Origin of the sequence: Achromobacter sp. LC458, from assembly GCF_001005835.2 — a bacterium.
Classification (GTDB): Bacteria; Pseudomonadota; Gammaproteobacteria; order Burkholderiales; family Burkholderiaceae_B; genus Achromobacter; species Achromobacter spanius_B.
Window position 1 is genome coordinate 1 of sequence record NZ_LBHW02000037.1, and the last position, 26,466, is coordinate 26,466.

A 26,466-nucleotide genomic window follows, 5' to 3' on the forward strand; every position below is an offset into this window, starting at 1 on the left:
CAAGCGATGCTTCATGCGCCCATTGCCCCCACGCTGGCCCGCCTGGCCTGGCCGAATATCCTGATGATGTCGGCCCAGTCCGCCACCGGCCTGATCGAAACCTGGTTCCTGGCGCGGCTGGGCACATCGGTGCTGGCGGGCGTGGCGCTGGTCGTGCCGGTGCTGTTCCTGATGGGCAATATGTCGCAAGGCGCGATGGGCGGCGGCATCTCGGCCGCCGTGGCGCGCGCGCTGGGCGGTGGGCGCCAGGAAGAGGCCAACCAGTTGGTGCTGCACGCCGTCGTACTGAACGCGCTGCTGGGCCTGCTGTTCTGTGTACTGTTGCTGGTCTTCGGCCCGCAACTGTATCGCGCACTGGGCGCGCAGGGCGAAGCGCTGGACGCGGCGCTGGCGTATTCCAATGTCATCTTCGGCGGCATCATCCTGATGTGGTTGATGAACGCCTTTGCCAGCGTCATACGCGGCACCGGCAACATGCTGGTGCCGGGCGCGGTGATCTGCGGCGGCGCGCTGTTGCTGGTGCCCTTGTCGCCCTGCCTGATCTTCGGATGGGGGCCGTTTCCCGCGCTGGGCGTGGCGGGTGGCGGCTGGGCGCTGGTCATCTACTACGGCGTGGGCGCGCTGATCCTGGGCGTCTACTGCGCCAGCGGCCGCAACCCCGCGCGGCTGGTCATCAGCCGATTGCACCTGTCCCTGATGCGCAGCATTCTTAACGTGGGCGCGCTGGCCACGTTGAATCCACTGCTGACAAACGCCCAGGTAGCGCTGATTGCCGCGTTGGTCGGCGCCTATGCCGGCACGGCGGCGGTGGCCGGCTACGGCATTGCCGTGCGGCTGGAATACCTGCTGATGCCCATCGCGTTCGGGCTGGGCGCGCCCATGGTGGCGATGGTGGCCTCCAACATCGGCGCGGGGCAGCCCGAGCGCGCCGTGCGCATCGCGTTGACGGGCGGTGCGATGGCGTTCGTGCTGGCCGAATCCATCGGCCTGGCAGCGGCGTTTTTTCCGGAAGCCTGGCTGCGATTGTTCGGCGCCGAAGACCACATGCTGCAAGCCGGCGCCCTTTACCTGCAAACGGTCGGGCCGGTGTATGGATTCTTTGCGTTGGGATTTTCGATGTACTTTGCCTCGCAGGGCGCGGGCCGGTTGAAGTGGCCGCTGTTGGCCGGTTGCCTGCGCCTGGTCACCGCCGTGGGCGCGGGCGGCCTCGCGCTGCACCTGACGGGGTCACTGACGGTTTTCTTCCTGGTGGCGGCCGTGGCAATGTGCCTGTACGGGCTGATCATCCTGGTCGCGATCGCGTCAGGCTCGTGGTTTCAGCGCGGCCATCTGCCAAAGGCTCGCCCGCTGGCGGGGTCTTGACCGGCGCATCGCGCAACGCGTAGGACACCAGCGCATCCGCGTACGCCGGCAGGGTGTCGCGCACGCACAGCACCAGATCGCGCGTGGCCCAATCGTCCGCCAGCGCCACGCGTTGCACGCCGGCCGTCCTGCCCAGGCGCACGGCGGCGGCCCGCGGCACGATGGCAATGCCCACGCCCCACCCCACCATCTTGCACACGTCGTCAACGCCGCGCAGGCGCACGCGGTACGACAGCATCTTGCCGCCACGGCGCGCGTGATGCGCCAAATGTTCTTGCAGCGCGCTGCCTTCAATCAGCCCCACGAAATCCGCGTCAGCCACCTCGGCCAGCGTGACCGAACGCCGGTTCGCCAGCGCATGGCCGCGCGGCACCACCAGGGTCAGCGGATCGTGGCGGAAGACGCGCGTGTGCAGGCCCTGCAAGTCAGCCGAATCGGCCAGCACGCCGATGTCGCAAGCGCCCGCGCGCAGCGCATCGGCAATTTCCACGCTGGTGCGTTCTTGCAGGTCCACCGAGACACGCGGATGGTCGCGCAGAAAATCGCCCAGCACCGGCGGCAGGTGCTCGGTAAGCGCCGTGGTATTGCACAGCACGCGCACGTGCCCTTTCAAGCCCTGGCCGTAGTGGTCAAGTTCGCCCCGCATGCGGTCGATTTGCCCCAGCACGACACGCGCGTGATGCGCCAGCGTGCGTCCGGCGGGCGTGGACTCGACCCCGCGATGCGCGCGCAGCAACAGGGCGACGCCCAACGTGCCTTCCATGCCACGAATGCGCTCGCTGGCCGACGCCAGCGTCATATGCGTACGCTGCGCGCCGGCGGTAATGGAGCCGGTTTCGTATACGTTCAGGAATAGACGAAGGTCGGTCAGGTCGAATCGCATTCGGGCAGCGTAGCACGCGCTGGCTATGGGGCAGCCATAGGCAGGCTATGCAATTTCCCGATCGCGTGGCGGTACGTGGCGGCGCAAAATCGAAGCCTGCTTACCTGCGCCACTTACGCTGCCTTCGACTCCAATGCCGACCGTTACACCATGACTTCCCGCCGTATCAATCGCCTCGTTCCAGCGTCCCCGCCCGCGTGTTTCTTCTCGGCTGATCGGAGGCTGCGCATCCGGGCCAGCCATGGCCATGGCCATGGCCATAGCCACAGTCATAGCCATAGTCATAGCCATAGCCATAGCCATAGCCACAGCCATAGGACCAGCCATAGCCTGGACGCCAATGGAGCAACGCCATGAACGCCGCCGACCTGGTGCCCGGCGGCACCCCGGCGATGCTGACCGCCGTCATCGCGGTGTTTGTCCTGGCCGGCGTGGTGAAGGGCGTCGTGGGCTTGGGCCTGCCCACCATTTCGATGGCGATGCTGGCATTGGTGATGGCGCCGGCGCAGGCGGCCGCCTTGCTGATCGTGCCGTCACTGGTGACCAATCTTTGGCAAGCGCGCCCCTGGCCCACACTGCCGCACAGCTTGCGCCGCATCGGCGCCATGCAGGTCGGCATCTGCGTGGGTACGGTGGCCGGCTCGCTGTGGCTGGGCGCGCCCAGCGGGCAGTGGGCCGGCGTCGCCCTGGGGCTGGCGCTGATCGCCTATGCCGCGTGGGGCCTGTTCGGCTCGCCGCCCAGCGTGCCACGCCGCCACGAGCACGCGCTGGGCGCGCTGGTGGGCGCGGTGACCGGCGTCATCACGGCGGCTACCGGCGTGTTCGTCATCCCGGCCGTGCCGTTCCTGCAAGCATTGAACCTGGGCAAGGACGGGCTGATCCAGGCCATGGGCATCTCTTTCACGGTGTCCACCGTGGCGTTGGCGCTTGGCCTGTGGATCAACGGCGGCTATAGCCCGAACGCGGCCGGGTCGTCGGTAATGATGCTGTTGCCCGCGCTGGCGGGCATGGCGCTGGGGCAGTGGCTGCGCAACAAACTGTCGGCGCGGATGTTCAAGCTGTGCTTCATGATCAGCCTTGCCGTGCTGGGCGCCTGGCAGGTTGCGCGCGGCTGGGGCGGATGACGGGTACGCGAACGGGCGGGCAATCAAGTCCGCCTTGCCGCCGCAGCGCTCATGCGGCCAGACGCCGTTCGTCGACAAAGCCGATGGACACCGACATCTCGCGCCATCGCGCCAGTTCCTGCTGCACCGACTGGATCTTGCCGCGCGCTTGATCGAAGGCGTCGCGGCCCAGGAACAGGTGCAGCGGCGCGTATTGCGCGTGGGCCGCCTGGATCAGCGCCTGCGCGGCCTTGGCCACGTCGCCCCCCTCTTGCGCGTGCGCCCCACGCGCGGCACGTTCCGGCGAACCGCCGCCGTCTTGCGGCGAGCCCGCCCGCATCGCGCCCGGGTACACCAGCGACACGCGCACGCCCCACGCGGCAGCCTCGGCGGCCAGCGCCTCGGTCAGGCCACATACCGCGAACTTCGCCGCGCTGTATGCGCCCCATTCGGCATGGCCACCGTCAAAGCCCAGAATCGACGACACGTTGATAATGTGGCCGCCTGCCTGCGCCCGCATGCGCGGCAGCACGGCGCGTATCACGTTCAGCGTGCCGAAGACGTTGATGTCGAAGGCGGCCCGCACCTGCGCATCGGACAGCTCGGCCAACGACCCCGGGCAGGCCGCCCGCGCATTGTTCACCACCACATCAACGCGGCCAAACGCGGCCACCGTCGCGTCCACCGCGCGGCGCACATTGCGATCGTTGGCCAGATCCACCGTCAACGGCAGGAACTGGCCCTCAAGCTTGGCCCCGACCGCATCCAACAACGCATCGCCATCGCGCGACGTTGCCGCCACCTTGTGACCTTGGCCCAGCAGCATCTTCACCAACACCAGGCCCAAGCCCGTGGATGCGCCCGTCACCAGCCAGATTTTTTCGGAGTTCATGCGATTTTCTTCCCTTGCTTGCGTGCTTGCTTGCGTGCTTGCGGCCCCCGGCAAGATGCCTGGCGGCCGGCTCCGAGCGCCGCGCTTTCCGTGAAAAGCACCGCCCCTTAGCCTGAAGAGAATGTTAGAAATCGAGCGCCCGTGCGTACAGGCTCGTTCTTGCGTGAAACCTGCCTATTTCTACGTTGATGACCTGTCCGGCCGCATCGGGCGGCCTGCGCCCTGTGACATCGCCTTCCGCTCGCCGCGCCCGGCTCGCTGCGCTTGCAGCAGCCCCAGGAAGGCCCGGTCTGGGCATCCCGACGCGGAATGTCGGATAATTCGGGTGTTTCCCGCCGCTGCATGCGGCGGATTTTTGTGGGCGCGCGTCGCCCGCCAGCATTCGGAGTCAACTATGCATCGCGGTATTCAGGCGATTGAACAATTCATGGAATCCATCGGCCTGACCTGGCGCCCCGGCTCGACAGAAAGCGCCGAGCTGCGCGTCAGCTACCGCATTGGCAACACGCGTCCGCTGGGCATCGACCGCACGCTGGTTGAATTCCACTGCGACGCCAAGCGCCCCAAAGTCTGGGTGCCCGAGTTCTCGCGCACCAGCTTTCACCAATGGTTTGAAGTGCCGTTTCAGGAATTCGAGTTCACCCCCGGCGGCTCGATGCTGAAGATCAAAGCCCCCGCCCGCGGCAACGCGCCCCCGTACAGCGTGGGTATCAAGCCGCTGGCTTGATGGCATAACGTCCCTGCCTGCGGTAAGCGGCCAGGCTAGCGGGCCAGATTTGACTCGACCGGGTCAAATCTGGCCCGTTTTTATTGTGGACCTTCTTGCGTTTCTACCGCGATTGGGCTGACAGGTACCGCAGCGACCTTGCCAGCCCAAAAGGGAAGCGGTGGGCGCCATTGTGAGCGCCCGCAAAAATCCTCTGGTCGGTCTTGATAGGGATCCCCGAAAGCCTCGCCGAATTCATCGAATACAACGTGCCCTACACCTCATTCCCCAAAGAGATCGACGAACTCCGCGGCTTTGCCGAGCCCGTCAAACCCGCTTGTACATGATCGTTGTCGCGTCCAGCTTGCCCGGATCGTGCGGGTCGCGGCTGAAGCCGGGGATCTGGCCTACCGTGGCGTAGCCCAGCGATGCGTATAGCGGTTCGGCGTTGTCGCCGCTGCGGGTGTCCAGGGTAAGCAGGGTGCGGCCCAGGTGGATGGCATGGGCTTCCGCGGCTCGCATCAGGTCGCGGGCGATGCCGCGGCGGCGGAAGTCGGGGTGGACCAGCAGTTTGCGGATCTCGGCGCGGTGCGGTTGGTTGGGCGGGGTGTCGGTATCCAGTTGCACCGATCCGGCGATGCGGCCGTTCTGGCGGGCGACCCACAGCGACAGACGGCCGCCTTCTACCGCCGGCAGCACCTTGTTGCGCCAGAATGCTTGGGCGTCGTCGGTGGAATACGGCAGGACGAAGCTGACGCTGGCGCCGCCGTGCACGCAGGCATGCAGCACGTCGCCCAGCTCGTTCAGGCAGGCGCGGGCGGCGTCAGCGGTCAACAGGGTTACGTCGGCATTGGCGCGGTCTAGTGTCATGGGTGACATGGGTGGCATGGGTGGCATGGGTGGCATGGACTTCATGGTGGGCTCAGACGATGAACAACAGGTAGCGGGCGCCGCGTTGCGGCGGGGTCACGAACAGGCTGGCGCCGAACAGTTGGTAGCGCAGGCAGTCGCCCGGCGCCAACGTGTACGTTTGCCCGTCGACGGTGATGGTCAGTTCGCCCTCCAGCATCAACAGGTGGTGCTCCAGGCCGGGCCGGGGCGATCGGTCGTAGGCGATGCGGGCGCCGGGCGCCAGTTCGCAGGCCAGCACTTCGCCGGCCAGTTGCTGCGCGGGCGGGGACACCGAGCGCCGGCGAAATCCCGCGCTGTCGTCCACCCACACGGCTTGAGCGCTTTCTGGGACGAGCGGCGCGAAGTCGTCTTCCACCATCATCATCAGGCGCGACATGGTCATGCCGTGCGCGGCGCACAGCTTGCCCAGCACAGACGCCGTGGGGCTGACCTCGGCGTTTTCCAGGCGTGAGAGCGTGGCGCGGCTGACGCCCGCCAGGCCGGCAAGCTCGTCCAGCGACCAGCCGCGTTCCTGCCTCAGTGCGCGCAGCCGGTGGGCGATGCGGCGGTCCAGATCAAGATCGTTGCTTGCATTTTCCATATTCGGGAATTTATCTCAGATACGGAAACCCCACAAGGCGCCGATGGCGCGAGGAAATTCGGCACAATACGGCATGCTTTTGGCCCGAACCCTACTCATGCCCCTCCTTTGCCTATCGTTTCTGGGTGGTTGCAGCCTGCCCCCGCTGGACAAGCGCCATGAATCACAGGCGCTGACGCCCGAGGACGCAGCGGCCACCGCGCTGGGCCGTGGCATCACGCCGCTGGCCGCCGCGCACCCCGGCAAGTCGGGCATCCACCCCTTGGGCGATGCGCATGACGCTTTCGCCGCCCGGATGATGCTGGCCCGCGCCGCCGAGCGCAGCCTGGATGTGCAGTACTACATCTGGCACAACGACATGACGGGCACCATGCTGCTGGAAGCGCTGCACGCCGCGGCAGACCGGGGCGTGCGCGTGCGCCTGCTGCTGGACGACAACGGCACGGCCGGGCTGGACAAAGTGTTGGCCGCGCTGGACGCCCACCCAATGATCGAGGTGCGGCTGTACAACCCGTTTGTGTTGCGCTGGCCCAAGCCATTGGGCTACGTCACGGATTTCAGCCGCCTGAACCGGCGCATGCACAACAAGTCGTTTACCGCCGACAACCAGGCCACCATCATCGGCGGCCGCAACATCGGCGACGAGTACTTTGGGGCCACCAGCGGCGTGCTGTTCACCGATCTGGACGTGTTGGCAATCGGCGCGGCGGTGAACGACGTGTCCAAGGATTTTGACCGCTACTGGAGCAGCGATTCGGCTTACCCGGTCGACCGGATACTGAAACCGGCCGGCCCCGGCGAGCTGGACGCGCTGGAAGAGCAGGCCAGCAAAGTCGAGGGCTCGCCCGAGGCCGCGGCGTACGCGCGTGCCATGAAGCGGCTGCCTTTCATCCGGCAGTTGCTGGCCGGCGATCTGACGCTGGAATGGGCCGATACCCGGATGGTCAGCGACGACCCGCGCAAGACACTGGGCACCGCGCCACCCGAAGCCATGCTGCCGCATCAGTTGCACGACATCATCGGCGCGCCCACGCAGGATCTGTACTTGGTGTCGCCCTACTTCGTGCCCACCGCCCGTGGCACGGAGGCATTCGGAAAGCTGGCGCAAAGCGGGGTCAAGGTGCAGGTGCTGACCAACGCGCTGGAAGCGACCGACGTGGCGGTGGTGCATTCCGGTTATGCCCGGCGCCGCAAGGACTTGCTGGCCAGTGGTGTGGAACTGTTCGAGATGAAGCGGCAGGCGCGCGGCGCGGATCGCAACAAAAGCTTGGGGCCCTTTGGCAGCTCGGGTTCCAGCTTGCATGCCAAGACCTTTGCCGTGGACGGCCGGCGCGTGTTCGTCGGATCGTTCAACTTTGATCCACGATCCGCCACCCTGAATACCGAGCTGGGCTTTGTCATCGACAGCCCCACGCTCGCGGCCGGCATCGCCAACGCCTTCCAGCAAGAGTTGCCCAAGCTGGCCTACCGCGTATGCCTGAACGAGCAGGGCGACGTGATCTGGGAGGAGCAACGCGATGGCAAGACGGTGCGCCACGATACCGAGCCCGGCACGTCGGCGTGGAAGCGGTTCTCGGTATGGTTCGTTTCCCTGCTGCCATTGGAATCGCTGCTGTGACGGGTGACTTGCGGCGGCGATTGGTGGCTGTAGCCCCGCGCCCTGGCACGCTGCCCTGGCACGCTGCCTTTGCACGCTGCCTTTGCACGCTGCCTTTGCACGCTGCCTTTGCACGCTGCCTTTGCACGCTGCCTTTGCACGCTGCCTTTGCCCGCTGCCCCCGGCCCGCTCCCGTGGCACGCGGCTGTGGCAGGTCTTGAGACGCGCTGCTATAACGTTCGTAATGTCCCATTTGCCGGGCTTATCGCCATCGCAACAAGCGGAGTTCGCCGCCACCCCTGCCGGACGTAGATTCACCGTTTTGTTTCACCGCACTTGCCGATCGCCATGGATGCCCCGCCCTGCCCCGCTTTTCCCGACCTGGACTGGACCGCCATCACGCACTCGTTGGACGCGCACGGCAATGCCATCGTGCCCGGCCTGTTGACGCCCGCGCAATGCGACGACTTCGCAAACCGGTACGACGAACCCGACCGCTACCGCAGCCGTATCGTGATGGCGCGGCATGGCTTCGGGCGGGGCGAATACAAGTATTTTTCCTACCCTTTGCCGCCCTTGCTGCATGAGCTGCGTACCGCGCTGTATCCGCGCCTGGCTCCCATTGCCAACCGCTGGAACCGGCAGTTGGGCATTGCGGTGCAATACCCAGACGACCACGCCGCCTTCCTGCAACGTTGCCACGACGCCGGCCAGCGCCGCCCCACGCCGTTGATCCTGCAATACGGCCCGGGCGACTACAACTGCTTGCATCAGGACCTGTATGGCGAACACGTGTTCCCGCTGCAAGTGGCCATCCTGTTGTCGCGCCCCGGCCACGATTTCACGGGCGGAGAATTCGTCATGCAGGAGACCAGCAGCCGCGAGCAACGCATCGACGTGCTGCCCTTGCAACAGGGCGACGCGCTGATCTTCACCGTCAACCTGCGTCCCGTGCCGGGCGTGCGCGGCTGGCGCAAGACGGCAATGCGGCACGGCGTCAGCGCGCTGCACACGGGCCGACGCCACACGCTGGGGCTGATCTTTCATGACGCACAATAGGCCGCCGCACGATAGGCCGCCGCACCATGGGTCGCCGCACAACAGGCCGCCGCACCATTGGCCACCGCACAATAGGCCGCAACACAATAGGCCCACCGCGAATTAGGCCCGCCACACGATAGGCCCCGCCATGACCCTGAACCTGTTCGACGACGAAGACACCGCGCAGCACGGCCGGGACCAGATCGGCCCTCAGTCTTATGTGCTTCGCGGCTTTGCGCTGGCGCACGCCGACGCGCTGCTGCAAGGCGTGGACACCGTGACCGCGCAGTCGCCCTTTCGCCACATGCGCACGCCGGGCGGCTACACCATGTCGGTAGCGCTGACCAATTGCGGCGAATGGGGGTGGACGACGGACGCGCACGGGTACCGCTATACGCGCATTGATCCCCTGTCCGGCCAACCCTGGCCGGCGCTGCCCGCCGCGTTTTTGCAACTGGCGCAAGCCGCCGCGCTGGAAGCCGGCTTTCCCGGCTTTACGCCCGACGCCTGCCTGGTAAACCGCTACGAACCGGGGTCTCGCTTGTCCTTGCACCAGGACAAGAATGAACGCGATTTCGACGCGCCTATCGTGTCGGTGTCGTTGGGCATGCCCGCGCTGTTCCTGTTCGGCGGCAACGACCGCGCCGACAAGGCGGCGCGCGTGCCCTTGTTTCATGGCGACGTGGTGGTGTGGGGCGGCGTGGATCGCCTGCGCTATCACGGCGTGATGCCGATGAAGGAAGCGCCGCACCCCCGGCTGGGCAGCCGACGCATCAACTTCACGCTGCGCAAGGCGGGCTGACAGCGCTAGCTGTGCAGCCGCGAGCCGACACTAGGGTTGACCGCGTCTGGCCGTGTCCGAACGGCCGCCCTACACTTTCGCACCCCTGCCCGCGCCCCCATCGGGCGCACTTCGCCCCCGCCCTATTGCGCCCCTTGCGCCTTCTTGCGCCTATGCCGCCGACAATCATGCGTACCCGCCTTCGCCCGCTACTTGCCCGCCTGCTGTCACCCCGCCTGCTGTCACCCTGTCTGCTGTCACCCTGCCTGCCCGTTGCCGTCCTGTGCCTGGCCGGCGCGGCGCTGTCCTTGCCCGCACCGGCGGCTGAGCCGCCCGCGCTGCTCGTCAATTCGCTAGACATGACATTCGTGGCCATACCCGCCGGGACGTTCCAGATGGGCAGCGACGAATCGGCCGAGACGCTCGCCCGTGACTACCCCCAATATCCCAAAGACCGTTTCACCCAGCTGTTCGACGAAGCGCCCGTGCACACGGTGCGCATCACCCGGCCCTTCTACCTGGAACGCACCGAGGTCACGGTCGGGCAGTTCAGACGTTTTATCGAGGCATCCGGCTACGTGCCCGAGTCCGAGGCGGACGGCACGGGAGGCTACGGCTACAACGCCGCGTATGACCCCGACAAATCCGAACGCGGCGATGCCTTTGAAGGCCGCGACCGCCGCTATTCCTGGCGCAATCCCGGCTTTGTGCAGACCGACGAGCACCCGGTGGTGAACATCAGCTGGAACGACGCCACCGCCCTGGCGCGCTGGCTGACCCAGCAAGAAGGCCACGTCTACCGCCTGCCCACCGAAGCGGAATGGGAATACGCCTGCCGCGCCGGCACCCGCACGCGCTATCAGAATGGCGACGACCCGGCCGGCATGGCGGACGTGGGCAACGGCTTTGACGCCGACACCGCGCCCCTGTGGCCAAAATGGCACGCATTTTCCACCCCGCGCCACGACGGCAACACCTTTACCGCGCCGGTGGCCAGCTATGCGCCCAACGCCTTCGGCTTGTATGACATGCACGGCAACGCCTGGGAATGGGTGTCGGACTGGTATGGCGAAGACTATTACGCGCAGTCGCCCACCGACGACCCCACCGGCCCGGCCAGCGGCAACGTACGCGTGCGCCGGGGCGGGTCCTGGCATACCTGGGCGCTGTACACGCGCTCGTCGTATCGCAACTGGAATACGCAGGAAACGCGCTACCCCCTGGTCGGCCTGCGGCTGGTGCGCGAGGCCGATTAAACAAAAAAGGGGCCTGGGCGGGTTAGCATAGCCGCACGCTTAACCTCAAAGAGAGTCCTGACATGCATTCGCTGGGCCGTCTCGTCCTTCTCGTGAACGACTACGACACCGCCATTTCCTTCTATCAAGACAAGCTGGGCATGGAGGTATTCGCAGATATGCCCGTGGGCCAGCAGCGCTATGTGCACCTGCGCCTGCCCGCCCAACCGGCGGTGGGTGTCTGGCTGCTGCAAGCGCTGACGCAGGCGCAACGCGACCGCGTCGGCGACCAGACCGGCGGCCAGCCGGTGGGCGTGTTCTACACCGACGACGTCATGCGCGACCACGGCAGCTTTGTCGCGCGCGGCGTGCGCTTCACCAAAGAACCCGTCCATGACGACAGCACCGTCTACGCCCACTTCATCGACCTGTACGGCAACGAGTTCGTACTGGTGCAGGTGAAGGCGTAACCCGTACCCCCTGGGGCAGCGCATGCGGCTCCGCTAGCGGGCGGCGACAAAAGCTCTGCCAATCTGGAAAACCCGCACAAGCCCGCCGAACCCGCGAAACCTGCAAGAACTTACAAGACGCGGGGTTCGGCGCGGCTCTAAGCTTGCGGCATCACCCTCCATCCAGGTTTGAAAAATGCCCCCGGCCTCCCCTACCGATATTTCTCCCACCCCTATTCCCGCCATCAACATTGCCGGCAAGCTTGCCCTGTTCAACGAACACTGGCGGCCCAAGGTCATCGCGCAGATGAACGACTACCAGTTCAAGGTGGTCAAGGTGCAAGGCGAATTCGTCTGGCACAGCCATGCCGACACCGACGAAACCTTCATCGTGATCAGCGGCCGCCTGCGCATCGACCTGCGTGATGGGCAGACCGACCTGGGCCACATCGACCTGGGTCCGGGCGACATGACCGTCATCCCCAAAGGCGTGGAGCACAAACCCTGCGCCACCGAAGAGGCCCACCTGATGCTGGTGGAACCCTGTGGCGTACCCAATACCGGCGACCACGGCGGCGAGCGCAGCGCGCCCAACGACGTCTGGATTTGACGCCCCCGGTTCTGCTACCGTGAATCGCATCCAGGAGAACACCATGCCGAAAGTCATACTCGTTACCGGCGGCAGCCGGGGTATCGGCGCCGCCGTCGCCAAGCTGGCCGCGCGCCGGGGTTACGCGGTAGGCATCAATTACCGCACCCATTCCGACGCCGCCGACGCCGTGGTGGCCGACATCCAGCAAGACGGCGGCACCGCGCTGGCCATCCAGGCGGACGTGTCGCAAGAGGATGACGTGCTGCACATGTTCCGCACGCTGGACGAGCGCCTGGGCCGCATCGATGCGCTGGTCAACAACGCGGGCATTCTGGAAACGCAGATGCGGCTGGACGAAATGGAAGCCGACCGCCTGCTGCGCGTGCTGTCCACGAACGTCATCGGCGCTTTTCTGTGCGCGCGCGAAGCCGTGCGCAGGATGTCGACGCGGCACGGCGGCCAGGGCGGCGCCATCGTCAACGTGTCCTCGGCCGCCGCGCGCTTGGGCTCGCCCAACGAATACGTGGACTACGCGGCATCCAAGGGCGCGCTGGACACGATGACCATCGGCCTGTCCAAGGAAGTGGCGCCCGAAGGCATCCGCGTCAATGGCGTGCGCCCGGGCACTATCTACACCGACATGCACGCCAGCGGCGGCGAACCCGGCCGCGTCGACCGGCTGAAAAGCGTCATCCCGCTACGGCGCGGCGGCTCGGTGGAGGAAGTAGCCGGCGCCGTCATGTGGCTGTGTTCCGAAGAAGCCGGCTACACCAGCGGCTCGTTCATCGACGTGTCCGGCGGCAGCTGAACGCCGTTGTTCAACCGTTGTTCAAACGTTACGCGCCGGCTTGTCGTCGGTGGCGATCACGCTGTTTTGTTCCTTGCGTTCCCAGATGCGGGCCTCGACGCGGCGCAGCACGGCCAGGACGAACAGCGCCAGCAAGGTGCTGACCAGCGCCGTGGCCTCGCGCCCCATCCCCGCCGCCACGCCGATGGCCGCCGTCATCCAGATGCTGGCAGAGGTGGTCAACCCATGGATTTCTCGTTCATCGCTTAGCTTGATGATGGCGCCCGCGCCCAGGAAGCCGATGCCGGCGATCACGCCTTGCAGCACCCGGCTGATGTCGCCCACTTCCATGCCGCCTTGCAAGGGCACCAGCACGAAGATTGCCGCGCCCAGCGCCACCAGCATGTGCGTGCGCAGGCCCGCGGCCTTGCCGCTGCGTTCGCGTTCATAGCCCAGCAGCCCGCCCAGAAACACCGCCATCCCCAAGCGCAGCACAATGCGCGTGGCTTCGCCGACGTCGGGGATATCCGCGAATTCGCTGCGTACCGTGGACCAGATTTCCAGCCAGACTTGCGCCATCTTTCGCTTCCTGCAAGACAAGGGTGAAGCAGCATAGCAGGCGCGCCGGTGCCCGCGCCATGCTGCGTTTTCTTACTGGTTTGGCCCACGCAACTGGTTTACAACCATGGCTTGCGCCACGTGTGCGGGCGCGAATTCACAGGAGGCAGACATGGACTTGCAGCTGGCCGGAAAACGCGTGCTGATCACGGGCGCGTCAAAGGGTATCGGCCTGGCGTGCGCCGTGGCGTTCGCGCGCGAAGGCGCGGACCCCATCCTGGTGGCGCGCGACGATGCGGCGCTGCATGCGGCCACCGCGTCCATCCGCGAGCAGACCGGGCGCGCGGCCCAGGCCGTGACGCTGGACCTGGCACAGCCCGGCGCGGCGCAACGGCTGGCGCAAGACACCGGCCCCATCGACATCCTGGTGAACAACGCGGGCGCGGTGCCCGGCGGCGCGCTGGACCAGGTGCAGGACGAACGCTGGCGCGCGGGCTGGGAATTGAAGGTGCATGGCTATATCAGCCTGGCGCGCTGCTATTACCCGCACATGCGCGAGGCGGGCGCGGGGGTCATCGCCAACATCATCGGCATGGCGGGCGCCGCGCCGCGTGCCGACTACATCTGCGGCGCGGCGGCCAATGCGTCGCTGATCGCCTTTACCCGCGCGCTGGGCGGTGAAGCGCCGCGCCACGGGGTGCGAGTCTTTGGCGTGAACCCGTCGCGCACGCGGACCGACCGCGTGCTGACCCTGGCGCGGCAACGCGCGCAAGCCCGCTGGGGCGACGAGGAACGGTGGCAGGAAACGCTATCGGACCTGCCGTTCAACCGGCTGATGGAGCCGGCCGAAGTGGCCGACATGATCGTGTTCGGCGCATCGCCGCGCGCGGGCTACCTGAGCGGCACCGTCATCGACCTGGACGGCGGCGAGCAGTACGCGAATTACGGGAAATAGCCGGCGCAGGCAGGACTGCGGCAAGGCCGGTCAGCGTGCCCCGGCCTGCCAGCCCGCCAGCAGCGCGGGCAACTGGTTCATGTCGGTAAACACGTGGGCCACGCCCACATTGCGCAAGGCCTCGGCGCCGCTGTGGCCGTTGGCGTCGGGGCTGTAGCCGAACACCGTGGCGCCCGCGGCCACGCCGGCCGTGGCGCCGGTGACCGTGTCTTCCACGATGGCGCAACGCTTGGGGTCCACGCCCAGCGCCTGCGCGGCGGCCAGATAGACGTCGGGAAACGGCTTGCTGCGCGGCATTTCGTGGCCACTGAAAACGCGTCCATCAAAGCAGTCCGCAATGCCGACCTTGACCAGTTGCAGCTCGACCTTGCGGCGGTCGGCGCCGGACGCCACGGCGATGCGGCCGTCCAGCGTGCGGTGCAGGGCGCGCACGGCGTCGGGCGCGCCGGGAATTTCAAGCAGGTCGCGGTCCAGCGCGGCGTTGCGACGCTGGCGGAATTCGTCAAACCATAGCGGCCCCAGCTTGGCGCCGGTGCGCGCTTCGATCAGCGGCAGCTCGTCCCGCACGGCCTTGCCGGTGAAGATGCGCATGGCTTCTTCGTGGGTGATGTCCCAGCCCAGCTCGTTCAACATCTGGGTCAGCACATGGCTGGTGATGGGTTCGGAATCGACCAGCACGCCGTCACAGTCGAACAACACGGCGTCAAAGGGAAAATCAGTCATTGCGGGCGGGATGGGGGCGGTTCATGAAGCGGGTAAGCATACTGCATGGCCCGCAAAGCAAACTTCGGCAGCAAACGTCGATAGCAAACCTTGATTGCAAACTTCGATAGCAAACTTCGGAGTGACGCCGGCCGGCGCGCGAGCCTATGCTGAGTCACGCACAAAACACCCGCCACGCCACGATGCCCGACCCGACACCGCCAGAACGCTTCACCGACGCCCGGCCCGACACCCGACCTGATAGCCGGCAAGCCCTGCACCGCGCCCTGGACCACACGGACTGGGACCAGGTATTCCGGGACCTGGACGCGCAAGGCTGGGCGCTGTTGCCCGGCTTGTTCGCGCCGGACGCCGCGCGTCGGCTGGGCGGCGCCACAGTGCCCCCCGCGCTGGCTGCCATGCGGCCGGTTCTGTACCGGCATCTGCTGCCCATCGCGCGCGCGTGGGCAGCCGCCTTGCAGTTGCCCGCTGCCGACCCCGACGTCCACCCCAACGTCCAACCCAACGTCCAACCCAACGTCCAACCCGACGCCTACCCCGACGACTTCACGGCATGGACCCAGCGCAACCGCGACGCGGGCCAGACGCGGCCGCTGTCCGCCGTGCGCACGCTGACGCAGGGCGACTATCAAGCGTTGACGCATCACGACAACGGGCAAGCCGTGTTCGGGCTGCAACTGGTCGCGCTATTGTCCGAGCCCGATGTGGATTTCACGGGCGGGGAATTCGTGATGACCGAGCAGCGCCCGCGCATGCAGTCCCGCCCCATGGTGCTGCCCTTGAAGTTGGGCGACGCGGCGGTGATCGCGGTGTCGCACCGGCCGGTACAAGGGGCGCAAGGGGTCTACCGCGTGACAGCCCGGCACGCCATCAGCCGGGTGCGGTCGGGACAGCGCGTGGGGTTGGAACTGCTGCTGCACGACGCGAGCCAGGGCTAGTTGTCCGCCGTGATATTGCCGTCCGCCACCACCTTGGCGAACACCGCTGTCTGCGCCTTGATGAAGGCGCGGAATTCGTCCTGACTCATCGGCTGCACCTCGCCGCCCAGGTCGCGGATGCTGGCCACGAATTTTTCGTCACGCAGGCTGCGGTCGATGGCGGCGGCCAACTTCTGCTGCACGGCTGGCGGGGTGCCGGCCGCCACGAACACGCCGAACCAGTTTTCCAGCGCATAGTCCTTCAGAGATGGCGTTTCAGCCACGGCCGGAATGTCCGGCGCGAACGAGGCCCGCTTGGCCGACGTGACGGCCAGCGGCTTGACCTTGCCGCTCTTGATGAAAGGCAAGGCGCCCGCCAGGCTGACAAACGTCAGGTCGACGCTGCCGGCCGCCACGTCCACCAGCTGTGCCGACGCGCCCTTGTACGGCACGTGCACCATCTTGATTCCGGCCAGCGATTGCAGCAGTTCACCGTTCAGGTGCTGCGGATTGCCTACGCCGCTGGTGGCGTACGTCAGCTTGTCGGGATGCGCACGGCCATACGCGACCAGCTGCTCCACATTACTGACGGGCAGCTTGGGGTTGGCCACCAGCACATTGGGCACCCGCGCGATCAGCGCAATCGGCACCAGATCCTTTTCCGGCTGATATTGCATCTTGCTCTTGAACACCAGCGGGTTGATGGCGGTTTCGCCCGCCGACCCCAGCAGCAAGGTGGTGCCGTCCGGGGCGGAACGCACCACCGTCTGCGCGCCCAGCATGCCGCTGGCGCCGGGCTTGTTTTCCACCACGACGCCCTGCGGCATTTCGCTGCGCAGGCGTTCGGCCAGCAAACGGCCCATGCCGTCGACGCCGCCCCCTGCCGCAAACGGCACGATCAAGCTGATGGGCCGGCCGGTATCGGCCGCCACGGCCGAGGCGGCGGGCAGGACGGCGGCGCCCAGGCCGAAGGCCACGGGCAGCAAGAGCGCCGGCCGCAAAGCCGTCCGTAAAGCTGCCCGTAAAGCCGTCCGCAAAGTCAGCCTCAAAGGCAGACGCAATGGCAGACGCAATGGCAGACGCAATGGCAGATGCAAAGGCAGCCGCAATGGCAGGGCGCGCGCCGTCGCGGCGGCGGGCAGTCGGATCGGGGGCATGGCAAGTCTCCTGTTTGGCCTTCCGCTTGCTGGGCGTTCGGCCGTTTCGGCCTGTTCGAAACGACGGCCGGGTTTTTACTTAATTGCATTTTATATGTGCAATATGCAAAACTTGCAGCTATGGAAAACACCAATGCCTTGCCGCCGCGCCACGTTCGCTTCACGCTGAACGGCGTCGCGCACACCTGCCTGGACCTGCCCGCGATGGTCGGCGCGGATTACTGGCGCTTGCCCGTGGTGCTGCGCCTGCTGCTGGAAAACGCGCTGCGCAACATGCAGGGCAACGAACGCGACGCCGCCGTGTCCGCCCTGCTGCGCTGGCTGGACCAGGGCACCAGCGATGCCGAGATTGCCTTTCAGCCCGGCCGCGTACTGATGCACGACACCACCAGCACCCCCGCGCTGGTCGACATCGCCGCCATGCGCGACGCCTTGGCCGAAGCCGGCACCGACCCCGCCGTGCTCAACCCCGTGCTGCCCGTGGACGTGTCGGTGGACCATTCGCTGGCCGTCGAGGCCTATGCGCGGGCGGACGCCGCCGCGCTGAACCTGGACCTGGAATTGCGCCGCAACGCCGAGCGCTACCGCTTTCTGCGCTGGGCGTCCAAGGCCTTGTCCAACGTGCGCATCCACCCGCCGGGCACCGGCATCATGCACACCATCAACCTGGAACAGCTGGCCACCGTGGTCTGCCAGGGCGATGACGGCCTGCTGTTTCCGGACATGATGATCGGCACCGACAGCCACACGCCCATGATCAACGGCATCGGCGTGCTGGGCTGGGGCGTGGGCGGGCTGGAGGCGCAGACAGTGATGTTCGGCATGCCGACATTGCTGCGCATTCCCGATGTGATCGGCGTGCGCCTGACCGGCGCGCTGGCCCCCGGCGTTACCGCCACCGATCTGGCCCTGACCGTAACGCAACGGCTGCGCGCCATCGAGGTGTCGGGCGAATTCGTGGAATTCTTCGGCCCGGGCGTCAGCGGCCTGTCGGCGGGCAGCCGCTGCGTGGTGGCCAACATGGCGCCCGAATACGGCGCCACCACCGGCTACTTTCCCATCGATGCCGCCACGCTGGACTACCTGCGCCAGACCGGCCGCACCGAGGCCCACATCGCGCGCGTGGCCGCCTACGCCGAACACGCCGGCATCGCGCTGGACCCGCACGCCAGTCCGCGCTACACGCGCGTGATCGAGATCGCGCTGGACCAGGTCGGCATGCACGTGGCCGGCCCGAAGCGGCCGCAGGACCTGCACCCTTACGGCCACACCAAGCCCATCCTGGCCGCGCTGAATTTCCAGCCCGCGGCGCCCGCCGTGGGCGGCTTGCCGCGCTACCCGGTCGCCATCGCGGCCATCACCAGTTGCACCAACACGTCCGACCCGCGCCTGTTGATGGCGGCCGGGCTGCTGGCCCGCAAGGCGCGCCAGGCCGGCCTGCGCGTGCCGGCCTGGGTGAAGACGTCGCTGGGCCCGGGCTCGCCCGCCGCCGCCGACTACCTGGCGCGCGCCGGCCTGCTGGACGATCTGGCGGCGGTGGGTTTTGACATCGTGGGGTATGGCTGCACCACCTGCATCGGCAATTCCGGGTCGCTGCCCGGCCCGGTGCGCGACGCCATGGCCGTCGGCGCGGTCCACCCCGTTGCCGTGCTGTCGGGCAATCGCAACTTCACCGGCCGCATCCACCCGGACCTGGACCTGGGCTTCCTGATGTCGCCACCGCTGGTCATTGCCTTTGCGCTGGCCGGCGATGCCGAACGCGACCTGTCGCAAGAGCCCGTACAGACCGCAGCGGACGGGCGCCCCGTGCCCTTGCACGAGCTTTGGCCCAGCGATGCCGACATCGACGCCGCGATGGCGCGGGGTTTGCAGCCGGACGACTACCGCGCCGCGTTCAAGATCGCCAGCGCCAACCCGGCGTGGCAGGCGCTGCAATCGCCGGACACGGCGCGTTTTCCGTGGGACCCCGCGTCGACCGCGCTGCGCCGCCCGCCCTTTGCCGCAACCGAACAGGCCGGGCAGTTGGGCCACTACGTCGCCCACCCGCTGCTGGTGCTGGGCGACGACATCACCACCGACCACCTGTCGCCCGCCAGTGCCATCCCGCCCGACAGCCTGGTGGCCGACTTCCTGGTGGCGCGCGGCGACAACCGCCACGACCTGAACGTGTTCGCCTCGCGCCGGGGCAATTGGGAAGTGATGATGCGCGCGGCGTTCTACAGCAAAAGCCTGGTCAACCGGCTATGCCCGGATGCCCCCGTCGGCCACACGCGCCACGCGCCCAGCGGGCGCGTCGAACCCATCTGGGAAGCGGCCGAACACTACCGCCAGGACGGGCAGCCCGTGGTGCTGTTGGCCGGCGCGCGCTTTGGCACGGGCTCATCGCGCGACTGGGCCGCCAAGGGCCAGCGGCTGCTGGGCATCCGCGCCGTGCTGGCCGTGAGTTTTGAACGCATCCACCGGTCCAACCTGATCGGCATGGGCATCCTGCCGCTGCGGCTTGCCGGACGGGGTGACGCCGGACACGCTGGCCATGCAGTCCGGCGACCGGATTGAAATCGATGCGCCGGCCGCCAGGCTGGCCCCGCGCCTGTCGGTGCTGGTGCGCATCTTGCGCGCCAATGGCGCCGTGCAAGCGTTGCACGCCACGGCGGCCGTCGAGACCCAGTTGGACGTGCGTTTGTTGCGGATGGGCGGCGTCATTCCCGCTATCCTAGCGGACACACTCCGACCCGCCACGACCCCATGAGCGCGCAAACCAATACCGTCACCAAAATTCTTGAAGTCATCCGGCAAGACCGCCTGCCGGGCGGCGCGCACCTGACCGCGCAAAAGCTGGCCGACCGGCTGCGCCTGTCGCGTTCGCCCGTCAACGACGCGCTGGGCGTGCTGGAGCGCCACGGCATCGTGGCGCGCAAACCCAACCGTGGTTACTTCTTGCAGCAGGACTTCGACGCCCTGCCCGACGACCCGGACCATCTGGCCGAACTGGCGCCGCCCTCGGCTAACGACATCGTCACGCAAAGCTATTTCAAGCTGGCCGATGACCTGTTGCGTGGCCAGTTGCCCATGCAATGCAGCGAAGCGCAGTTGCGGGTGCGCTATGCGCTGACCAACGCGCAAACGCAGGCGTTGCTGGCGCGCGTGTCGCAAGAAGGCTGGGCGCAGCGCCGGCCCGGCTATGGCTGGGAATTCTCGTCCATGATGACCACGCCGGACAGCCTGTTGCAGTCGTACCGCTTGCGTCTTGCGCTGGAACCGGCCGCGTTGCTGGAGCCCACGTTCCGTATCGAAAAAAGTGTCATCGAACGCTGCCGCGCCGCCGAGAAACACCTGCTGGACGGCGGCATCGCCACCGACACGGCCGACCAGCTGCACGAGCGCGGCGTGCGCTTTCATGAATCGCTGGTTGAAGCCTCGGGCAACCCGTTCTTTATCGACACCATCAAGCGCGTGAACCGCGTGCGCCGCTTGCTGTCGTACCGGTCCATGCAGGACCGCAGCCGCTACCAACAGCACTGCGATCAGCACCTGGCCATACTTGATTTGCTGGAACGCGAGCGCAACGATGAAGCCGCCGCCGCGCTGTCCAGCCACCTGCGCAGCACGCTGGACAACCTGTCGCGCATCAGCGGCATCCTGACTTCCCCGGCCTGACGCGCGATGACGTGCCCGGCCGCCTGTTTTTTTGTAAAGAAGGCAAGCCCATGCACGTCTATATCGGCTCGCGCACCACGCGCGAACGCAATGCCCGCGGCGATGGCATCAGCGTCTTTGACTACGCCCGCGACACCGGCGCCTTGACGTTGACACAGGTAGTGGGGGGACTGCTGAACCCCTCTTATCTGCTGCCGCATCCCGCGCTGCCCGTGCTCTACACCGTGCACGGCGACAGCCACGAAGTCAGCGCGCTGCATCGCGACCCGCATCAAGGCGCGCTGACCCCCTGGCACCAGCAGGACTGCCAGGGCCGCAACCCCGTGCACCTGGCGCTGGCGCCGTCGGGCCGCTTCCTGATGGTGTCCAACCACCTGAGCGGCACGCTGGCCGTGTTGCCCGTGGCGGATGACGGCGCCCTGGGTCCGGTGGCGCAACGCATCTCCATGCCCGGCCAGCCCGGCCCGCACCGCAAAGAGCAGCCCTTTGCCAAGCCGCACTACAACGTGGTCGATCCGTCGGGACACTTCGTTGCCGTGCCCGACAAGGGGCTGGATCGCGTGTTCGTCTTCGCGCTGGACCAACACGGCGCGGGCGATGCGCCCCACAGCGTGGCCGATACGCGCGAAGGCGCCGGCCCGCGGCATGCCGCGTTTCATCCCACCGGTCGCTGGCTGTATGTGGTGAACGAGCTGGACAACACCGTGGCCGCCTACACGGTCACGGCAGGCGCGTTGCAGCCCTTTCAGGTGCTGCCGTCATTGCCAGACACCTGTACCGGCAACAGCCGCGCCGCCGGCATTGCCGTGGACGCCCACGGCCGCCACCTGTACGTGTCCAACCGGGGCGACGACAGCATCGCCGTGTTTCGGGTGGACCCGTCCAGTGGCCGCCTGACGCCCGTGCAGCACGTGCCGTCCGGCGGCAAGACGCCCCGCTTCTTTACGCTATCGCCCGACGGCCGCTTCTGCTTCGTGCTGAACGAAGACAGCGACACGCTGGTGCGCATGCGCGTCAACGCGCATGACGGCACGCTGGCGCACGACGGCTACGAAGTGCGCGTGGGCAGCCCGGTGTGCATGGTGTTCGCGCGCAGCCGGGCTTGAGGCTTGAGGCCAGCAGCAGCCGGCATGCGCGGGCAGGAACGCGCCTGCTCCGCGCATGGGCCTTACTGTGGGCCCGCCGATCTGTGGACACGCCGATCAGAAATCCATCGACGCCGACAGCATCAGCGTGCGCGGCACGCCTTGCGAAATCGTGCCATAGGACGCCACGCCGGACCAGTACGCGCGGTTGGTCACGTTGACCACATTGGCGCGCAACGTCACGTCCTTGCCCTGCACGCGCATCGCGTAACGCGCGCCCACGTCGAACGTGGTCCACGACGGCACTGACTGCGTGTTGGCCTGATTGATGTATTCGCGCCCGGTATAGACCATGCCGCCGGTCAGCGTCAGCCCGGCGACCCACGGCGTGTCCCATTCCGCGCCCAGGTTGGCCGAGAATGTCGGCACGCCCACCGGCCGGTTGCCGACCGTGGCGGCGCTGTTGGTGCGCGTCAGCTCGGCGTCCAGCCAGGTCACCCCGCCCAACAGGCGCAAGCCGCGCAGCGGTTCGCCGGACAGGCCCAGCTCCAGTCCGCGATTGCGTTGTTCGCTGTCCGCGCCGTACACGCCGTTGGTCAACTGGCCGCTGGGCTTGGTGATTTCAAACGCGCTCAAGGTCAGCATCGCGTTGTCCAGCTCCACCTTTACGCCCACTTCCTTTTGCTTGGCCTTGTAGGGCTTGAACACCTGCCCGGCGTTGGACGCAGTGGCCGGCGCCACGTCGCCTTTGCTCAAGCCTTCAATGTAGTTGGCATACAGCGACACGTTGCTCCACGGTTTCACGACCAGGCCCGCCAGCGGCGTGGTGGCGCTTTCGTCATAGCTGACGGTGCGCACGCCGGTCGTGGCGTTGAAGTTGCGCGATTCGATGCGCTGCTGGCGCACGCCCAGCGTCAACTGCGCGCGCTCGTCCAGGATGCTCATCGTGTCGGCCAGAGCCAGCCCGGTCAGGTCCGACGAGGACACCTTGGGCACGTTGCGCGGCGCGGGTATGTTCTGCTCGGGGCGTGTGATGGGGTGATAGATGTTGGACGTCAGCGGGGTGCCCGACACGCTGGCCTGAAGGTTGCGGTCGCTGTACAGGCTGCCCATGAAGCTGATGGCGTGGCGCACCGGCCCGGTGTCCAGCTTGGCGCGCAGGCCCGCGTTATAGGTGCTGCGTTCAACCTTGAAACGGAAGTTGTTGGGCGTGACCAGCGTGTCGCCCGCGCTGTTGACGATGGTGGGCGTCTGGTCGGACAGGCGCGACACGTCGGTGTCCGATCCGCCCGCATCGGCGAACACGGTCAGGCGGTCGCTGATGTCGTATTCCACTCGCAGCAGCGCGGATTGGCCATCGGACTTCCACCAGCCCCAGGGCTGCGTGGCGTTGCGGCGGCCATCGGCGGCATGCGGCACGTCGATGCCGGAAGCCACCAGGAACGGGCGCGTGGGCGCGTCGACTTTTTCATGTTGGGTCAACAGGTCCAGCGAGGCGCGCAGGCGTTCGCCCTGATAGTCCAGCGACAAGGCGCCGATGTCGGTGCGCGATGACAGGTTGTCCAGCGGCGTGTCGCCCTGGCGATGCATGCCGTTGACACGCACGCCCCATTCGCCGTCATTGCCGAAGCGGCGGCTCAGGTCCACGCGGCCGCCAAACTGCGAATCGCCAACGTAGTCGGCCGACAGGCGCGTCAGGTCCTGCGGCAACGAGCGCTTGGGCACCATGTTGATCACGCCCCCCACGCCGCTATTGGGCGACATGCCGTACAGCAGCGCGGCCGGGCCTTTCAACACTTCGACGCGTTCGATGTAGTCGGTGAAGACGTGATAGTTGGGGGCCACGCCGTACACGCCGTCGAACGCGATTTCGCCCAGGTTGCCTTCGCCGATGGGAAAGCCGCGGATATAAAAAGAATCGGTCACGCCGCCGATCTGCCCGGTAAAGCGTACCGAGGGCTCGGCGTTCAGCGCGTCGGCCAGCGTGACGGACTGGCGGTTGGTCAACATTTCAGAGGTGTAGCTGGTGACGTTGAACGGCGTGTCCATGACGTCGCGATTGCCCAGCAGGCCCATGCGCGCGCCGCGTGCCACCTGGCCGCCCGCGAACTCGGGCGGCAGGGCCGACGGGGTCACGCCCGATCCGGCCACGGTGATGCTGGGCAGCAGCGTCGCCGCGCCGGCGTCGCCGGCCGGCAGCTTGCGCAGCGAATAGGCGCCCGCGCCCTGCTCGGCCACGGTATAGCCGGACCCGTCCAGCAAGCGCGCAAAGCCTTCGCGCACGGTGTAGGCGCCCACGATGCCGCGGCTTTGCTGTCCGGCCAGCAAGGTCGAGTCAAACGACAGCGGCACGCCCGCCGCCGCCGCGTACTGCGCCAGCACGTCGCCCAGCGGACCGGCGCCAATGGCGTAAGACTGGCGCAGCGCCGGAGCGGCTGCGGAAGGCGCGGCGGCGCCCGACGCAGCGGCGCTTGCCTCCGGCGCTGCCGTGGCGGCCACTGGCGCGCCCGCCACGGCCAGCAGCATCAGGCCCGTACCGGTGGTTTGCCTCATCGTCGCCCAGGACGACGGGGTGGCGATGCCACGGGGCAGGCGCGGCGTACGGGTATTTCGGAAAACCATGAAACGATCCTTCGTAAGGGACGGGGTGGCGCTCGCGTGTCGCGACGATTCACCCGGTACACCGGACGAAGCGAAAAAAAGGCTCAGCCAAAACGCAATTAGTTTGTAACGTCGGGGCGGCCGGCCACCGTGATCCAGAACGGCGTGACGCGGCTGATGCGCACCGGCAGGGTTTTTTCCAGCAGGCGCAGGCTGCCGTCGGTATCGGCCAAGGAAAAGGCGCCCGATACTCGCAGCCCCGCCACGGCCGGATCGCAACGCAACACGCCGCGCCGGTACCGGCCCAGTTCGTCCACCAGATCGGCCAGGCGCCAGTCGCGCACCGTCAACATGCCCCGTTCCCAAGAGGCGGACGCGGTATCGGCGGCGGACGCGGGCGCCACGTCGTCGGCAGTGAACACGGTTTGCTGCCCCGCGTGCAAAAGCATCGAAGCCGGCTCCGAATGCCCGCCGCGACCTTGCGGCTGTATCCGCACCGAGCCATCGAACACCGCCACGCGTATGCCCGCGCCGTCATCGCGCACCATGAAGCGCGTGCCCAGCGCGCGTATCGTCCCCTGCGCCGTGCGCACGATAAAAGGGCGGTACACGGGCGACGGATCGCGCCCGGTGGTCAGCAGGATTTCGCCGGCGCGCAGCCACAGCACGCGCTCATCGGCCGTGTACTGGATGTCGACGGCGGTGGCCGTGTTCAACACCAGTTGCGTCCCGTCGGCCAGGTCCAGCCGGCGGCGTTCGCCCGTGGCGGTGCGCGCATCGGCCACCCATTCGCGCCAGGACAGACCGCGCCAGGGCAGGCCGCGCCAACCGGCCACGGCAGCCGGGCCCAGCACCAGCAGCGCGCCCAGCGCGCGTATCGCCTGGCGTCGGCCGGGCCGGTCCAGTCGGCGCAGCGTGTGGCTGCCAATGGCGGGCGGCACCTGGCCGAAACCGCGCAACATGTCCTCCACCCGCGCCCAGGCCGCGCGATGCGATGCGCTGCGGTCGCGCCACCGATCAAAGGCGGCGCGGTCAGCGGCGGACAGGGTTTCGGACTGCAAGCGCACCAGCCAGCCGGCGGCTTCTTGCAGGATGGCGGGATCGATGGCGCCGCCCGTGTTGCCGCCTGCGTTGCCGCGTGCGTTGCCGCCCGTGTTGCCTCCCGCGTTGCCGCCCGTGTTGCTTCCCGTGTTGCCGCCCACGACGCCGCTCATGGCGCGTGCCCGGCAAAGGCGATCAGGCAGGCCGTCAGCGCGCGCTGCATGTGGCGTTTGACGGTGGCCAGCGACACGCGCTCGCGCGTGGCGATGTCGGCATACGTCATGCCATCGAATTGCGACAACAAAAAAACCTCGCGGGTCTTGACCGGCAAGGTGCGTAGCGTGGTGTCGATGGCGTGCAGCGTTTCAAGGATCTGCGCGCTCTGCTCCGGCGATGGCGCCTCGCGCGGGGGCAGTTGCGCCACCACGGCCAGGTAGGCGTCCTCGATCGCGCGGCGGCGCCAGTGGTCCACGACCAGGCCCTTGGCAATGTGCGTCAACAGCGCGCGCGGCTCGGGACCGGCGCCGTCATGGCGGCGCCCCGACATCAAGCGCACAAAGGTGTCGTGCGCCAGATCGGCCGCGTCAAAGGAATTGCCGAGCTTTTTGCGCAGCCACATTGACAGCCAGCCGTGATGATCACGATAGAGCTTCGTGACGTTGTCAAAGGTGGATAAATGGGAAGCAGGCAAGGCGCACCTGATGCGATATCGCAAATGGGAACGATTTTTATTTTATATCAATCGCCGTTGTACCGCGCACGCGACTACCGGAAATGGGGTGCGCGAACTTTGATATTGAGCAAGGCGCGCGGCTTAACTTCACCCATGCCGTCAGATAGAATCAAGCACCC

24 protein-coding genes and 1 pseudogene are annotated in these 26,466 nt (G+C 67.1%); 15 read left to right on the forward strand and 10 right to left on the reverse strand.

What is annotated here, in order from left to right:
- Positions 1 to 6: 6 nt before the first annotated feature.
- The gene (locus tag YH64_RS23685) at positions 7 to 1,362 is read left to right on the forward strand and encodes an MATE family efflux transporter (RefSeq protein ID WP_082134607.1); all 1,356 of its coding nucleotides are present in this window, start codon (positions 7 to 9) and stop codon (positions 1,360 to 1,362) included.
- Here YH64_RS23685 and YH64_RS23690 read toward each other — a convergent pair.
- Complete coding sequence (locus YH64_RS23690) at positions 1,283 to 2,245, reverse strand: LysR substrate-binding domain-containing protein (protein ID WP_046806754.1); 963 nt, start codon at positions 2,243 to 2,245, stop codon at positions 1,283 to 1,285. The genes YH64_RS23685 and YH64_RS23690 overlap by 80 nt on opposite strands.
- Positions 2,246 to 2,598: 353 nt before the next feature.
- Here YH64_RS23690 and YH64_RS23700 point away from each other — a divergent pair, with 353 nt between their 5' ends.
- Positions 2,599 to 3,369 (forward strand): sulfite exporter TauE/SafE family protein, encoded by a 771-nt coding sequence (locus tag YH64_RS23700; protein ID WP_046806755.1) that lies wholly within the window; start codon positions 2,599 to 2,601, stop codon positions 3,367 to 3,369.
- 49 nt (positions 3,370 to 3,418) lie between these two features.
- Here YH64_RS23700 and YH64_RS23705 read toward each other — a convergent pair whose 3' ends face one another.
- Positions 3,419 to 4,240: an SDR family oxidoreductase gene (locus YH64_RS23705; RefSeq protein ID WP_046806756.1), complete on the reverse strand. Its 822-nt coding sequence runs from the start codon at positions 4,238 to 4,240 to the stop codon at positions 3,419 to 3,421.
- Positions 4,241 to 4,634: 394 nt separating this feature from the next.
- Here YH64_RS23705 and YH64_RS23710 point away from each other — a divergent pair, with 394 nt between their 5' ends.
- Positions 4,635 to 4,967 carry a hypothetical protein gene (locus YH64_RS23710; RefSeq protein ID WP_006221349.1) on the forward strand — a complete coding sequence of 111 codons (333 nt, stop codon included), beginning with the start codon at positions 4,635 to 4,637 and terminating at the stop codon, positions 4,965 to 4,967.
- A 306-nt stretch (positions 4,968 to 5,273) separates the two neighbouring features.
- Here the strand turns inward: YH64_RS23710 and YH64_RS23715 are convergent, their stop codons facing one another.
- Complete coding sequence (locus YH64_RS23715) at positions 5,274 to 5,816, reverse strand: GNAT family N-acetyltransferase (RefSeq protein ID WP_046806800.1); 543 nt, start codon at positions 5,814 to 5,816, stop codon at positions 5,274 to 5,276.
- A gap of 52 nt (positions 5,817 to 5,868) precedes the next feature.
- Positions 5,869 to 6,438, reverse strand: coding sequence for a helix-turn-helix domain-containing protein (locus YH64_RS23720; protein ID WP_046806757.1), 570 nt, complete (start codon positions 6,436 to 6,438; stop codon positions 5,869 to 5,871).
- Between the two features lie 73 nt (positions 6,439 to 6,511).
- Between YH64_RS23720 and YH64_RS23725 the strand changes: the two genes are divergently transcribed.
- The 7 genes from YH64_RS23725 (at position 6,512) to YH64_RS23755 (ending at position 12,941) form a co-directional block, all read left to right on the forward strand.
- The gene (locus YH64_RS23725) at positions 6,512 to 8,056 is read left to right on the forward strand and encodes a phospholipase D family protein (protein WP_046806758.1); all 1,545 of its coding nucleotides are present in this window, start codon (positions 6,512 to 6,514) and stop codon (positions 8,054 to 8,056) included.
- A 327-nt stretch (positions 8,057 to 8,383) separates the two neighbouring features.
- A complete protein-coding gene (locus YH64_RS23730) occupies positions 8,384 to 9,094 on the forward strand; it encodes a 2OG-Fe(II) oxygenase (protein ID WP_046806759.1) in 711 nt (236 codons plus the stop codon).
- 130 nt (positions 9,095 to 9,224) lie between these two features.
- The gene (gene alkB, locus YH64_RS23735) at positions 9,225 to 9,878 is read left to right on the forward strand and encodes a DNA oxidative demethylase AlkB (protein WP_046806760.1); all 654 of its coding nucleotides are present in this window, start codon (positions 9,225 to 9,227) and stop codon (positions 9,876 to 9,878) included.
- A gap of 167 nt (positions 9,879 to 10,045) precedes the next feature.
- Positions 10,046 to 11,113 carry a formylglycine-generating enzyme family protein gene (locus YH64_RS23740; RefSeq protein WP_082134612.1) on the forward strand — a complete coding sequence of 356 codons (1,068 nt, stop codon included), beginning with the start codon at positions 10,046 to 10,048 and terminating at the stop codon, positions 11,111 to 11,113.
- Between the two features lie 62 nt (positions 11,114 to 11,175).
- Entirely contained in the window at positions 11,176 to 11,562 is a 387-nt protein-coding gene (locus YH64_RS23745; RefSeq protein ID WP_046806761.1) for a VOC family protein, read from the forward strand.
- Positions 11,563 to 11,737: 175 nt separating this feature from the next.
- On the forward strand, positions 11,738 to 12,151 hold the full coding sequence (locus YH64_RS23750) for a cupin domain-containing protein (RefSeq protein WP_143215510.1): 414 nt from the start codon (positions 11,738 to 11,740) through the stop codon (positions 12,149 to 12,151).
- A gap of 43 nt (positions 12,152 to 12,194) precedes the next feature.
- A complete protein-coding gene (locus YH64_RS23755; protein ID WP_046806762.1) occupies positions 12,195 to 12,941 on the forward strand; it encodes an SDR family oxidoreductase in 747 nt (248 codons plus the stop codon).
- A gap of 21 nt (positions 12,942 to 12,962) precedes the next feature.
- Here YH64_RS23755 and YH64_RS23760 read toward each other — a convergent pair whose 3' ends face one another.
- Positions 12,963 to 13,499 carry an MgtC/SapB family protein gene (locus YH64_RS23760; protein WP_046806763.1) on the reverse strand — a complete coding sequence of 179 codons (537 nt, stop codon included), beginning with the start codon at positions 13,497 to 13,499 and terminating at the stop codon, positions 12,963 to 12,965.
- Positions 13,500 to 13,650: 151 nt separating this feature from the next.
- Here YH64_RS23760 and YH64_RS23765 point away from each other — a divergent pair, with 151 nt between their 5' ends.
- On the forward strand, positions 13,651 to 14,433 hold the full coding sequence (locus YH64_RS23765; RefSeq protein ID WP_046806764.1) for an SDR family oxidoreductase: 783 nt from the start codon (positions 13,651 to 13,653) through the stop codon (positions 14,431 to 14,433).
- A gap of 30 nt (positions 14,434 to 14,463) precedes the next feature.
- Here YH64_RS23765 and YH64_RS23770 read toward each other — a convergent pair whose 3' ends face one another.
- Positions 14,464 to 15,156 carry an HAD family phosphatase gene (locus YH64_RS23770; RefSeq protein ID WP_046806765.1) on the reverse strand — a complete coding sequence of 231 codons (693 nt, stop codon included), beginning with the start codon at positions 15,154 to 15,156 and terminating at the stop codon, positions 14,464 to 14,466.
- Between the two features lie 146 nt (positions 15,157 to 15,302).
- Here YH64_RS23770 and YH64_RS23775 point away from each other — a divergent pair, with 146 nt between their 5' ends.
- Positions 15,303 to 16,094, forward strand: a complete 792-nt coding sequence (locus YH64_RS23775) for a 2OG-Fe(II) oxygenase (RefSeq protein ID WP_082134609.1) — start codon at positions 15,303 to 15,305, stop codon at positions 16,092 to 16,094.
- Here YH64_RS23775 and YH64_RS23780 read toward each other — a convergent pair.
- Entirely contained in the window at positions 16,091 to 17,059 is a 969-nt protein-coding gene (locus tag YH64_RS23780) for a tripartite tricarboxylate transporter substrate binding protein (protein WP_255444699.1), read from the reverse strand. The genes YH64_RS23775 and YH64_RS23780 overlap by 4 nt on opposite strands.
- Positions 17,060 to 17,350: 291 nt before the next feature.
- On the opposite strand from YH64_RS23780, the pseudogene acnA reads away from it, so the two are divergent.
- From acnA to YH64_RS23795, 3 genes and pseudogenes are all read left to right on the forward strand, one after another.
- Positions 17,351 to 19,979: pseudogene (gene acnA / locus YH64_RS23785) on the forward strand (aconitate hydratase AcnA).
- On the forward strand, positions 19,976 to 20,887 hold the full coding sequence (locus tag YH64_RS23790) for a GntR family transcriptional regulator (RefSeq protein ID WP_046806766.1): 912 nt from the start codon (positions 19,976 to 19,978) through the stop codon (positions 20,885 to 20,887). The pseudogene acnA and the gene YH64_RS23790 overlap by 4 nt, the downstream one beginning before the upstream one ends.
- A gap of 50 nt (positions 20,888 to 20,937) precedes the next feature.
- Positions 20,938 to 21,993, forward strand: a complete 1,056-nt coding sequence (locus tag YH64_RS23795; RefSeq protein ID WP_046806767.1) for a lactonase family protein — start codon at positions 20,938 to 20,940, stop codon at positions 21,991 to 21,993.
- Positions 21,994 to 22,089: 96 nt separating this feature from the next.
- On the opposite strand, the gene YH64_RS23800 is transcribed toward YH64_RS23795, so the two are convergent.
- From YH64_RS23800 to YH64_RS23810, 3 genes are all read right to left on the reverse strand, one after another.
- Positions 22,090 to 24,594 carry a TonB-dependent receptor gene (locus YH64_RS23800; RefSeq protein WP_046806768.1) on the reverse strand — a complete coding sequence of 835 codons (2,505 nt, stop codon included), beginning with the start codon at positions 24,592 to 24,594 and terminating at the stop codon, positions 22,090 to 22,092.
- Positions 24,595 to 24,692: 98 nt separating this feature from the next.
- On the reverse strand, positions 24,693 to 25,787 hold the full coding sequence (locus YH64_RS23805) for a FecR domain-containing protein (RefSeq protein ID WP_082134610.1): 1,095 nt from the start codon (positions 25,785 to 25,787) through the stop codon (positions 24,693 to 24,695).
- A complete protein-coding gene (locus tag YH64_RS23810) occupies positions 25,784 to 26,305 on the reverse strand; it encodes a sigma-70 family RNA polymerase sigma factor (protein WP_046806770.1) in 522 nt (173 codons plus the stop codon). Before YH64_RS23810 ends, YH64_RS23805 begins: the two co-directional genes overlap by 4 nt.
- Between the last annotated feature and the right edge of the window lie 161 nt (positions 26,306 to 26,466).